Source organism: Bacteroides sp. AM16-24, assembly GCF_003471885.1.
Taxonomy (GTDB): domain Bacteria; phylum Bacteroidota; class Bacteroidia; order Bacteroidales; family Bacteroidaceae; genus Bacteroides.
In genome coordinates, this window is the sequence record NZ_QRKI01000012.1 from 76849 (window position 1) to 90177 (window position 13329).

The 13329-nt window shown below is 42.4% G+C and carries 7 protein-coding genes; 4 read left to right on the top strand and 3 right to left on the bottom strand.

Features of this window, described 5'->3' with window-relative positions; translation table 11 throughout:
- The first annotated feature begins 7 nt into the window (after positions 1-7).
- On the top strand, positions 8-3157 hold the full coding sequence (locus tag DW182_RS14570; RefSeq protein WP_118296003.1) for a glycoside hydrolase family 3 N-terminal domain-containing protein: 3150 nt from the start codon (positions 8-10) through the stop codon (positions 3155-3157).
- A gap of 119 nt (positions 3158-3276) precedes the next feature.
- On the opposite strand, the gene DW182_RS14575 is transcribed toward DW182_RS14570, so the two are convergent.
- The 3 genes from DW182_RS14575 to DW182_RS14585 all read right to left on the bottom strand — a co-directional run bounded on the left by DW182_RS14575 (position 3277) and on the right by DW182_RS14585 (position 5978).
- The gene (locus tag DW182_RS14575) at positions 3277-3906 is read right to left on the bottom strand and encodes an outer membrane beta-barrel protein (protein ID WP_117691817.1); all 630 of its coding nucleotides are present in this window, start codon (positions 3904-3906) and stop codon (positions 3277-3279) included.
- 40 nt (positions 3907-3946) lie between these two features.
- A complete protein-coding gene (locus DW182_RS14580) occupies positions 3947-4579 on the bottom strand; it encodes a DUF4136 domain-containing protein (RefSeq protein WP_007660340.1) in 633 nt (210 codons plus the stop codon).
- 391 nt (positions 4580-4970) lie between these two features.
- Positions 4971-5978 carry an aldo/keto reductase gene (locus DW182_RS14585; RefSeq protein WP_118295952.1) on the bottom strand — a complete coding sequence of 336 codons (1008 nt, stop codon included), beginning with the start codon at positions 5976-5978 and terminating at the stop codon, positions 4971-4973.
- Positions 5979-6194: 216 nt separating this feature from the next.
- Here DW182_RS14585 and DW182_RS14590 point away from each other — a divergent pair, with 216 nt between their 5' ends.
- From DW182_RS14590 to DW182_RS14600, 3 genes are all read left to right on the top strand, one after another.
- Positions 6195-7082, top strand: coding sequence for a helix-turn-helix domain-containing protein (locus DW182_RS14590; RefSeq protein WP_007660335.1), 888 nt, complete (start codon positions 6195-6197; stop codon positions 7080-7082).
- Between the two features lie 165 nt (positions 7083-7247).
- Positions 7248-9845, top strand: coding sequence for a glycoside hydrolase family 3 protein (locus DW182_RS14595; protein WP_118295953.1), 2598 nt, complete (start codon positions 7248-7250; stop codon positions 9843-9845).
- 342 nt (positions 9846-10187) lie between these two features.
- Positions 10188-13325, top strand: coding sequence for a TonB-dependent receptor (locus DW182_RS14600; RefSeq protein WP_118295954.1), 3138 nt, complete (start codon positions 10188-10190; stop codon positions 13323-13325).
- Positions 13326-13329 lie beyond the last annotated feature (4 nt).

A 13329-nucleotide genomic window follows, 5' to 3' on the forward strand; every position in this document is an offset into this window, starting at 1 on the left:
AATGATGATGAAAAAACTATTCCTATTCTTTTTGATGATATACAGTTGTTGTGTCCGCTTTGATGCTCAGGCGCATCATCTGCCGGTGCCACAATCTCCTGTACCTTCTGTTGAACCTATTATGATACGATCTGTTTCCAATGATGAACGATGTCGGCAGTGGGTGGATTCGGTACTCAACAGGATGAATCTGAGAGAACGTATCGGACAATTATTCATTTATACTATTGCTCCTCAGCAAGATAAGGCAAACCGGGATTTGCTACGTAAAGTTGTGGATGGCTACAAAGTGGGCGGCCTGCTTTTTTCCGGTGGATTGATGGAAAACCAGGCGATACTGACCAATGAAGCACAGAAGATGGCAGATGTTCCGTTGATGATAACCTTTGACGGCGAATGGGGACTTTCCATGCGCTTGCGAGGTACACCAGTATTTCCCCGAAATATGATTCTGGGCTGCATACAAAACGACAGTCTGCTTTATGAATATGGTCGCGAGATGGCCCGGCAATGTCGGGAACTTGGTGTGCAGGTTAACTTTGCTCCGGTGGCGGATGTGAATATCAACCCGAAGAATCCGGTTATCAATACCCGTTCGTTTGGGGAAAATCCTGCTAATGTGGCCGATAAAGTAATAGCTTATGCCCGTGGTCTGGAAGACGGTGGCGTACTTTCCGTGAGCAAGCATTTTCCAGGTCATGGTGATACGGATGTGGACTCGCATCATTCGTTGCCGAAGTTGACTTTTTCTCGTGCACGTTTGGATAGCGTGGAGTTATATCCGTTTAAGAAAGCCATTCAGGCCGGGCTATCCGGTATGATGGTGGGACATTTAGAGGTACCGGTACTTGAATCGAAACGAGGAGTGCCTTCTTCACTTTCCCGTAGCGTGGTGCATGATTTGCTGACACAAGAGATGAAGTTCCAAGGGTTGGTATTTACGGATGCGTTGGCTATGAAAGGTGTTTCTGTCAATAACGCGAGTATTTGTTTGCAGGCATTGAAAGCGGGGCATGATTTGTTGCTTGTGCCCAGACGAATTAAAGAAGAAGTGGATGCTATACTGGATGCTGTGAAAAACGGTGAATTGACGGAGGCGGAGATTGAGGCAAAATGCCGGAAGGTACTTACTTATAAATATGCTCTTGGATTATCAAAGAAACCTTTTGTGCGTCTTTCGGGGTTAAGTAACCGTATCAATACAGCACACACTCGTGACCTGATAAGGCGTCTGAATCAGGAGGCGATTACCGTACTGAAGAATAAAAACGATGTGCTTCCGTTGGATACAGATATCCGGGAGATAGCTGTGCTCAATGTAGGTGATGCAAAAGAAATACAACCGTTCCTGAAAGAACTCTCCGAATATATCCATCCTGCCGGTTTAAAAGGAGTACCCGCCGTCTTTCAATTGAAGAAAGAGTTGCCGGCGGCTGCACGTAAGCAGTTGCGTGATTCACTGTCACAGTATAAACGTATCCTTGTTTGTGTGACGGAACACCGCTTGTCACCTTATCAGACCTTCTTTGGAGAATTTGTTCCTGATGTTCCAACAGCTTATCTGTTCTTTATACCCGGTAAGCAAATGTTGCAGATACGTCGGGCGGTATCAGCTGCTAATGCTGTAGTACTTGCACATTCATCGAATGACGACGTACAGTGTCAGGTAGCCAGAATACTGTATGCCGATGCAACGGCAAACGGACGTCTGTCGGCAAGTATCAGTGACTTGTTTGCGGCGGGGGACGGACGGACCATTACTCCGAAAACACCGCGTCACTTTGTGCCCGATGAACATGGAATGGATTCCCGTCTGTTGACTCGCATTGATGAAATAGCGAGAGAAGGCATTAAAGAAGGAGCTTATCCCGGTTGTCAAATTGTGATATTGAAAGACGGAAAGGAAATGTATAATAAGGCTTTTGGAACACATACCTGGCCAGGGGTTATGGGTACTTCTGCCAAAAAACTTTCTACGACCAATATCCCCGGCGCTGCTTTACCGGTATCTCCGACAGATGTTTATGATCTGGCTTCGCTGACAAAGACTACGGCAACATTGCTTGCTGTCATGAAGCTGTATGACAAAGGACGTTTGAATCTTACCGATCGTGTGTCGGATTATCTGCCCTGGCTGCAAGATACGGATAAAAAAGATATCACGGTCCGCCAATTGCTGTTGCATGAATCCGGATTACCTTCTACATTGTTGTTCTATCAGGAAGCCATTGATAAAGAAAGCTATGCAGGAACTCTTTTCAAAGCAAGACCGGATGCCGCACATTCTGTGCAGATAGGTGTTCGTACCTGGGCTAATCCGAAGTTTAGGTTCCAGAAAGGGTTGACTTCTAAAGTGCGGACGGCAGAGCATACCTTACAAGTTGCCGATAGCTTATGGCTGAATCGTTCCTTTAAAGAAGTCTATCAACAAACGATTGTGAAGGCACCGTTGCGCGATCGCCGTTATAGGTATAGCTGTGTAGGTTTCATCCTGTTGCAGCAGTTGGTTGAGACACGTACGGGCATGTCGATGGATGCTTTCCTGGAACAGGAATTTTATGCTCCGATGGGGTTGAAACGTACGGGATATTTGCCATTAAAGGGCGCTGCTACAGCAGGAACAACGTATGCAGGCATTGTATCCGGTAAGCATACTCCTATACCGAAAGCGGAAATCATACCTTCTTCGGTGGATCCATTCTTGCGGAAGACGGTTCTTCAGGGCTTCGTGCATGATGAGTCGGCAGCTTTCCAAGGCGGTGTATCAGGAAATGCCGGTCTATTCTCCAATGCAACGGAAGTGGCTCAGATTTATCAAATGTTGTTGAATGGGGGAGAGTTGGATGGTAAGCGTTATTTGAGTCCGGAAACTTGCCGTGTATTTACTACTACTGTATCCCGCATCAGTCGTCGTGGTCTGGGCTTCGATAAACCTGACCGGCAGAATCCGGCAAAGAGTCCTTGTGCCACGGCTGCGCCTGCTACAGTTTATGGGCATACTGGATTTACAGGTACTTGTGCCTGGGTTGATCCGACGAATGGGCTGGTTTACGTCTTCCTTTGCAATCGCATCTATCCGGATGTATGGAATACGAAACTGATGAAGATGGATATCCGTACACGAATACAGGAGGTGATGTATCAAGCGGTGGAATAGTTATGAGCTACAACAAAGGGAATAGCCCCCCGCTCACGCGGCCGGTTATTCCCTTTTTCACGTCTTGAAACAATCAATTAATACCAGTCAAACTTATCTGTGTTGCAATGCAAATTATGTTAGAATGCAATACCCAGACGCAGACCGAAATTGCTTAAACCGTCTACACTATAAGTGAACAGGTCGCCCTTGTTCGTGCCATAGCTATAGTAAGCGGCAATGTGCAACCCCGGACCATAAGCCCATGGGTAAATGTTGAGACCAATTTCCGGTGATACATAGAAACCCCAAGTACTCTTGTTGGCTTCGTAAACATTGAAAGTTGATTTCATTTCAGCGTATTGAGGACCTACCTTCACACCAACGTAAGGCTGGAAAGCGCTACCGCGGTCGAAAGTATAACGACCTGCCAGACCGAAAGGTAACTGGAACAGTGTATGCTGTTGGTCGGTATTGATGCTACCACCTTCACCTACCGGAAGTGTCTGGCGTCCGAAGTATTCGTGGTTGCTATGGTAAGCAAGGAAAGCACCGAGAGCAAAGTTTGGAGTGACGTAGTAACCACCTTCGAAGCTCATACCCCATCCGCTGGCTTTATCAGCGAAATGGTTGCTCAGGGGGAAGTTGAATTGCCAATCGATATTGGCATAACCGTTATCGGTCAATTGTGCCTTTGCCGGCATGGCGAAGACGAGAGCCAGAGCGGCAACCGCCAGTACTCTCATAGAAATATATTTTATTGTTTTCATACTTGTTATTGTTTTAAACGACTTAACTACTTACTACTAATTATTTATTAGTCAGATATGAAGATTGAGCATAAGCTTGGTTTACGCCTTCAACAGCCAGTTTGGTATTTACAGATGTGGAACCGCTAAGTAATCCGCTCATATAGCTTGTCCAGAGTACGGGCAGCTTTTCTTTTTCGCCTTGTGTGGCTTCCAGATTTAGGAGCTCGGTAATGAATGACCCCGTGCTATAAGTATAAGTCACAGCATACGGATAGTACCATCCGCCCCAGTTGCCCCAGTAAGGTGCATCCCAATAACCTGGGTAGTTCCACCACCATTCGGGACGTCCGTAGTCATTAAAATAGTAAGTGCTCTTGATGTAGCTGACCTGTAAACCGAGGTTGGCTTCTTCACGGTCGTCTACGCGGACAAAGCCACGGTTATTCATATTGGTAGCATAGGCTTGCAGAATTTCCTGAGCGCTTTCATCTTTCCAATATTCGGCTTCTTTCTTATCGCCGATGACAAGAATGCTGTCCGGCATGTAGTACGTTTGGAAAGCTTTGAAATCGGCTTTCGAGTCATAATTAGTATAAACCAGATATTTGTTGTCCAGCTTATCCGTGTCAGGGTCTTTTTCGCAGGCTGCGAAAGTTAAGACCACCAATAATAGGGGAATTAATTTCTTCATACTTTTATAATGTTTAGGTTATATATAAAAAATCCTGCCCTGGTACCTCAGGCTTTTGGTACATGAACAAGATAAAAAATAAAAGGTTCAGAAAGGGGTGTGTTAAAATTGTATTCTTGGTGAAGAAAGTCTTAAGAAAGTGAGTTTTTGGGATAGAATACTGGTTCGTATCTTATTGGAAATTAATGTTCTGGAGTTTCCTGCCCGTGGGAACGCTTGTTTCTTTACGTAGGAACGTCTGTTTCTTCACGTAAAAACGCCTGTTTCTTCATGTAGAAACTGGAGTTTTCCTTAATGGAAACGAACGTTCCCTTTCGTGGAAACGCTCGTTACTCTTAAAAGGAACTGATTTACCTGCCTGTAGACGATAAAACAAGTCCTTATTATCAGTTTATTTCAGATTATCTATCTGATTGATCTTTTCTAATTCTTCTGCTGTGAATTTCGTATTTTTGATACTTTGCAGATTGTCATCCAACTGTGCTACAGAGCTTGCTCCGATAATGACTGAGGTAACCATATCATCTTTCAGCAGCCATGCCAGAGCCATTTCTGCAAGAGTTTGTCCGCGTTGCGTGGCAACTTTGTTCAGGGCTTTTATCTTCTTCAGCGTTTCGTCAGTCAATGCCTCTTTTTTCAGGAACCCACCTTTGGCAATGCGTGAGTCGTCGGGAATACCGTTCAGGTAACGGTTTGTCAATAGACCTTGTGCCAGAGGAGAGAAAGCAATGAAGCCTGTACCGTTTTCCTTAGCTTGTTGCAGGATACCTTCTTCTTCCGGTTCGCGGTTGAAAATGTTATATCTTCCCTGATAAAGCAGGCAATGCACATCTCTTTCTGCCAGGTAACGGTAGGCAAATTCGGCTGCTGCTTTCGGATATTTTGAGATACCGACGTACAGGGCCTTGCCTTGCCGCACAATATCTACGAGGGTTTGCAGAGTCTCTTCCAACGGAGTGTCGGGATCGTAGCGGTGTGAATAGAAGATATCCACATAATCCAGATTCATGCGTCGCAGGCTTTGATTAAGGCTGGTCATCAAGTATTTTCTGGACCCCCATTCGCCGTAAGGGCCGGGCCACATATCATGTCCTGCTTTCGTGGAAATGAACAGTTCGTCACGATAAGGCATGAACGATTTCTTCATGATCATTCCGAAAGTTTCTTCTGCTGAACCGTAGGAAGGACCGTAGTTGTTGGCAAGGTCGAAATGGGTAATCCCTTTGTCGAAAGCGTGGTGTGCCATTGCCTGTGAATTAGCGAAAGTATTGACGTCGCCGAAGTTGTGCCACAAACCTAATGATATTTCGGGCAGCAATATGCCGCTTCGTCCGCAACGGCGATACTTCATGCCGTTGTCGTACCGACTGCTGTCGGGAGAGTAAATGGGGTTTATCATTGCTATTAAGTTTAAGTGAGAATACAAAAGTAAGTGATTTTATCGGAAAAGAACAGATTGTACTGTCGAAAAGTATAGCAAAGCACAGCGGATTTCTTAGTGAAAGATGTCGGAATAGGAGCGTTGTGAAGATTGCAAATAAAATCAGGCTTATTAATTATTGTATTAATAAAGAATGATTATATTTGCAACATGATACTTTTTTAACCAGTCAATATGGAAAGCTCAAATTACATCATGAGGGAAATTACTCCCTTGTCCGATCGCGATTGTTTTTATATTGCCGATCGTCGTAAGACAGAATTTACTTATCCTATTCATTGTCATGCTGAGTTTGAACTCAACTTTACAGAGCATGCGGCCGGTGTCCGCCGTGTGGTAGGAGATTCAGCCGAAGTTATCGGAGATTATGATCTGGTGTTGATAACCGGCAAAGAGTTGGAACATGTGTGGGAACAGCATGAATGTGACTCTAAAGAAATCCGTGAGATTACAATTCAGTTCTCGCCCGACTTGTTTTTCAAGAACTTTATGAATAAGAACCAGTTCGATAGTATTCGTTGTATGCTGGAGAAAGCTCAGTGCGGTATTAGTTTTCCTATGCAGGCCATTATGAAAGTATATAATTGGTTGGATCGACTGGCTTCGGAGGAACAAGGTTTTTATGCAGTGATGCATTTCTTGAGAATACTTTATGAGCTATCGCAATATGATGATGCGAAAGTATTGTCCAGTTCTTCTTTTGCTAAAATAGAAACTTTCTCAGATAGTCGTCGCGTGCAAAGAGTGCAGAAGTATATTGCCGATCATTATCAGGAGGATATTCGCTTGAATACTTTGGCGGATATGGTAGGCATGACGCCTGTTTCATTCAGCCGTTTTTTCCGGTTGCGTACGGGGAAGACGCTTTCTGATTATATCATAGATATCCGTCTTGGTTTTGCTACCCGTTTACTGGTGGACTCTGCACATACGATTGCTGAGATATGTTATGACTGTGGTTTTAATAACTTGTCCAATTTCAACCGGATATTTAAACGGAAGAAGGATTGTTCGCCGAAAGAGTTCCGGGAGAATTATAGAAAGAAGAAGATAGTGATCTGATTTTGAACTTTTAGTATTTGGCATATCGTTTGTCTTACTCTTAAAAGAGGTATTTCCCTACTCAACGAAGAATTGTACAATGAAAGGATAAAATAATATCAGTTGGAGTATTAGGATATCGCTACATTTGCAAATAGAAAAACATATTCTAATCTATTGGAAAATATGCAAGCGAGAAAGTCTTTATTAGTTGGAGCATTTATATTAGCAAATATTTCATTGAAGGCCCAGGACAATGGTGGATGTGATGACTGTCCGGCTTTCAATGCAAGTGGAAAAGTGGAAGTGCGTGGAGTGAAGGAGCGAATTATTGGCGATTTATCTCAACCTATATCTGCACGTGTAGAGAATCTCATCAGCAAGATGACACTTGAAGAAAAGGTGGCTCAGCTTTCTAATGAAACAGATAGCATACCGCGCCTGAATCTCCCCTCATATAATTATTGGAATGAATGCCTGCATGGAGTGGCTCGTGCGGGTGAAGTGACTGTGTTTCCACAAGCTATTAATCTGGCTTCTACCTGGGATACATTATTAATTAAGAAAGTAGCTTCTGCCATCTCTACAGAGGCTCGCCTGAAATATTTGGAAATAGGAAAGGGGCTTACTTATTGGTCTCCTACTATTAATATGGCTCGTGATCCCCGCTGGGGACGGAATGAGGAAACTTATGGTGAGGACCCTTATTTGACTTCCCGTTTGGGGGTAGCTTTTGTGAAGGGATTACAGGGAGATCATCCCGATTATCTGAAGACGGTTGCTACAATAAAACATTTTGTTGCCAATAACCAAGAAAATGACCGTTTCTCCAGTTCTTCACAGATACCCACCAAGCAGTTGTATGAATATTACTTTCCGGCTTATGAGGCATGCGTAAAGGAAGCGGATGCGCAATCTGTAATGACTGCTTATAATGCCTTTAACGGAGTGGCTCCGAGTGGCTCAACCTGGCTTTTAGGAGATGTTCTGAGAAAAGAGTGGGGATTTGACGGATTTGTTGTTTCTGATTGTGGAGCTATTGGAGTCATGAACTGGCAGCACCGGGTTGTAAACTCATTGGAGGAAGCTGCTGCTTTAGGTATCAATAGTGGTTGTGATTTGGAATGTGGGGGAACCTATCGCGAGAAACTGGTAGCAGCTGTAAAGATGGGATTGGTTTCAGAACAAGCTATTGATAAGGCTTTGACTCGTGTATTAACAGCACGTTTTAAATTAGGTGAATTCGACCCTATTGAACTTGTTCCCTATAATCATTATGATAAAAAGTTACTTGCAGGAGAAAAATTTGGGAAGCTAGCTTATGAAGCTGCGGTTAAATCCATCGTACTTTTAAAGAATGACAATGATTTCTTGCCTGTAGATAAGAAGAAGATACGTTCTGTTGCTATCGTCGGTCCATTTGCTGATAATAATTATCTGGGCGGATATAGTGGGAAACCTGTTCATAACGTTTCTTTGCTTCAGGGTGTTAAAGATTTAGTAGGTAAAAAAGTGAAGGTTTCATACATGGAAGGCACTTCCGTGATTTCTCCGGTTGGTTCGGAGTATTTGGTAGCTTCTGATGGGGTGAGCCAGGGACTTACTGCTGACTATATAAGTGGGCACAATCTGGGTAATATCCCTTTGTTTTCAAGAATTGATAAGACTGTGGGTTTTGACTGGGGAGATGGTACGCCGGATGAACGTTTAACTAAAAATAATTATTCTGTCAGATGGAGTGGATATCTGAAAGCTCCGGTAAGTGGCAAACATACTATTGGTATGTATGCGGATGGTGGAGTGCGTATTTGGTTGAATGATCGTTTAGTTTTGGATAAATGGAATGCTCGTGGCTTACAGTTTTATTCTGTAGAGGTTCCGTTTGAGGCAGGCAGAAAAATGCCAGTTAAAATAGAATATATAAATAAGACGGGTGCGGCTGCTTGTATGTTGGTTTCTGATTTTGGAAATTCAGATCAAATAGATAAGGTGAAAGAATTTGTATCCGGGGCGGATTTAGTATTGGTTGCTTTGGGGAATGATGAAAAGTTGGCTCGTGAAAATCGTGACCTGCCTTCCATTTATTTACCTATGACACAGGAATTGCTGCTAAAAGAAATCTATAAAGTGAATCCTCGTACTGCCTTGATACTCCACACAGGAAATCCGTTAACTTCAAAATGGGCTGCAGAAAATGTCCCTGCTATTCTTCAAGCTTGGTATCCGGGACAAGAGGGAGGTAAGGCTTTGGCTGGCATTTTGTTTGGTTCAGAAAATCCATCGGGTAAGTTACCGATGACTATTTATGAATCGGAAGAGCAGTTGCCGGATATTTTGGATTATGATATTTGGAAAGGGCGTACCTATCAATATTTGTCAAGCAAGCCTCTTTACGGATTCGGACACGGTTTAAGTTATTCGAACTTTGAGTATACACATTTGCAAAGTGATGGTGTGGTTCGTCCGGATGGTACTTTGCAATGTTCTATTGAAATTAAAAATATAAGTGATGTAGCAGGAGAAGAAGTTGTTCAGGTATATATTTCCCGTGAAAATACTCCGGTTTATACTTTCCCGTTAAAGAAATTGGTGGCTTTTGCGAGAGTGGATCTGAAACCGGGTGAAAGTAAAACGGTTACTTTTACAATTGCTCCCCGCCAGCTTTCTATATGGCAGGAAGGAATATGGAAGATGCTTCCGGGGAAATATTCCTTGTTTGTGGGAAGTGGTCAGGAAGGACTATCGAAAGGAATAAATAGGAATTTTGAAATAAGGGTAGAATAAGGTTAGTTGAGTCAGGATATAGGTGTTTTTTTTAGGGCAAAGGATTGTTTTAATGGATAATTTATAGTCTGCGGCATGATACTTTTTTATTCCTATATTGGGATAATATAATATAGGAATACTTTTCTTGAAATGTATTAATTTAACTTTTAACTATATTAGGTAAAAACTCTTCAACTCGTTTTATATAACGTGTTTGAATGGGGTATGCCTTCTAATCAGATACTTATTGCATAGTGTCGGAATAGTATTAGTTAATGATAAAATTGTACTTGTTTATCATGGAGACGGCAGCTATATTTGCAACGTTGAAGAATTTATTATTTTAAATCAGTGTTATATATGAAAAACATTATGTTGTTTCTGATGACGCTCTTAATGAGTAGTCATGTGATGGCTCAGGAATCCATCGTTACCGGTACTATTACTGATGCTAACGATGGTTCTCCATTGATTGGAGCCAATGTGTTGGTTAAGGATGCCGGGATAGGTTCCATTGCTGATACGGAAGGTCGGTATAGCGTGAATGTCCCTAAAGGGAAAAATGTGCTGGTCTTCTCATGTATAGGTTATAAGGAACAAACGATAACCTTGAAACCTGGACAGAGAACTCTGAATGTAAGAATGGCAGAGGATACGGAATTGCTTGATGAAGTCGTGGTAGTTGGTTACGGTACGATGAAGAAGAGTGATTTAACGGGATCGGTCACCAGTATTAAGAGTGATGAGTTGATGAAAACCAATCCGATCAGTATCAATCAAAGCTTGCAGGGGCGTATTGCTGGTGTACAGGTTAATCAGAATGATGGTGCTCCGGGAGCAGGTGTAAGTATTCAGATCCGTGGTGCAAACTCATTCTCTACATCTACGGAACCGCTTTATATTGTGGATGGTATTCCTTTCACAACCAGTGGTACTCCGGGGACCGGTAAGGATGGTATGCTTCAAACGACCAATCCGCTTTCTGCCATCAATCCGGCAGATATTGAATCTATTGAAATCCTGAAAGATGCTTCTGCTACGGCTATCTATGGCTCACGTGGTGCCAACGGTGTTGTACTGATTACGACAAAACGTGGTGCTAAAGGCAAAGATAATATTAGCTTCAGTGCTAATTTCGGAATCTCAAAAGTGGTGAAGAAGATGGATATGCTGGATGGCTATACGTATGCTAAATATCGTAATGAGGCTGCTGAGATGTTTAATAAGTATGATGGGGCAAATGAAAAAATACCTTATCCGGGAACATCCACTGTTGATCCGGCTACAGGAGAAGCGATATACTCTCCGGGACCGGACGATTACAGAACTGGTAAGTATCCAAGTGTAAATTGGCAGGATGAAGTGTTTGAAACAGCTCTCTCTCAGGAATATAACTTGAGTGTCAGTGGCTCCAGTGATAAAGGGTATTACGCAATTTCCGGTAACATATTGGACCAGGAGGGTATTATAAATAACTCTGGTTATAAGCGTTATACATTCCGTGCAAATGTAGCTCGTAAAGTACATGAGTGGATTGAAATCGGAACTAATATGAGTTTCACTAATTCATTGAATAAGTTGGCAAAGACAAACTCTGTAAGTGATGGTATTATTCGTGGAACTTTGTTTTATCCAGCTACTGCTCCTTTAGATGATGAAACGAATAATGCTCAGTTGAACTGGTTCTCTTCCAATCCGTATGTTTATACGCGTGCAGCAAAAGATGAATTGACTACTAATACGTTCTTCTCTTCTTCTTATCTGGAAATTACTCCGATTAAAGATTTAAAACTTCGTCAGAATGTAGGTTTCTCTTATAATGGAAACGAACGTAATGTGTATTATAACCGTGAGACTGTGGAGGGTAAGGACCCGGTGAACGGCTATGCTTCTAAAGCTGATAACTGGGCAAAGAATCTGGTACTCGAAACAATGGCTACTTATAATAAAGAGTTTAATAAGAATCACTCTTTGAATGCAGTGATTGCTTTTTCTTATGAAAAAGGTGATTATGGTAATAAAGCCATGACTGCCACCGGTTTTCCGCAAGATATAACAGAAGATTATGATATGAGTGCAGCCGTTAATCCGGGTAAGCCGACCAGTGGGCGCGGCATGACTTCTTTGGTTTCTTTCCTGGGACGTGCCAATTATAGTTTAATGAACAAATATCTGTTCACTGCTTCTTTCCGTCGCGATGGTTCCAGTAAGTTTGCTCCTGGTAATAAATGGTCGAACTTTGCATCAGGTGCTATTGCATGGCGTGCCTCGGAAGAAGAATTTATTAAGAGACTGAATATCTTCAGTAACCTGAAAGTACGTGCAAGTTATGGTCAGACAGGTAATCAGGCTATTGGTGCTTATGCTACACGCGACTATTTGACTGTGGCCAATTATCCTATTAATGGTGCGCTTGCCAGTGGTTTTGCCAACCTAACCTGGAGAGGTCCGGCAAATCCGGATTTAAAATGGGAAACAACCAGTCAATATAATGTGGGTGTGGATATGGGATTCTTTAAGAACAGAGTAAACTTAACAGTTGATCTTTATTATAAGAAGACATCAGACTTGTTGCAGAATATACAGATTCCTCAAAGTACAGGCTTTTCTAACATGACTACGAACTTTGGTAATGTAACCAATAAGGGGCTTGAAATCTCCGGTAAGTTCTATGCAGTGGCAACAAAGGATTTTAATTGGGATTTCGATGCAAATATCTCTTTCAACCGTAATAAGATTAGTGGACTTCCCGGTGACCAGTTTGCACAAGGATGGAGTAAAGCTGATAATGTTTTCTTGCAACGTAATGGATTGCCGATCGGTACAATTTATGGTTTTGTAGAAGACGGATTCTATGATAACATTGCAGAGGTGAGATCAGATCCTTTCTATGCCAATGAATCGGATGCTGTATGTAAAGCTATGATTGGTGAAGTGAAATATAAGGACCTTGATGGTGTAGCCGGTATTACAAACGCTGACCGCCAGATTATTGGAGATACCAATCCTGATTTTACATTTGGTATGACGCATAATTTCTCTTATAAGAACTTCTCTTTGAGTTTCTTTCTGCAAGGATGTGTGGGAGGTGATATTTTCAATGCTAACTTGATGGAAGTAACAATGAGCGGTATCGGTAATATTCCACAGGAAATGTATAATACCCGGTGGACTCCAGAGAACAGAGCGATTGCGAAATGGCCGAAAGCTTATGCTGGTTATGGTAGAACTATGAAATTGTCTGATCGTTATGTAGAAGACGGATCTTACCTCAGAATGAAAAATATTAATTTGGGTTATAAATGGATACCTTCATTTAAAGGGATAGAATCAGTGAATCTATATGTTTCTGTAAGCAATGTATTTACAATCTCCGGTTATAGTTGGTTTGACCCGGATGTAAACTCTTTCGGTAGCGATTCTTCACGTCGTGGAGTGGATATGTTCTCTTATCCAAGTAGCCGTACTTTTTCATTCGGTTTGCAATGTACATTCTAACGTT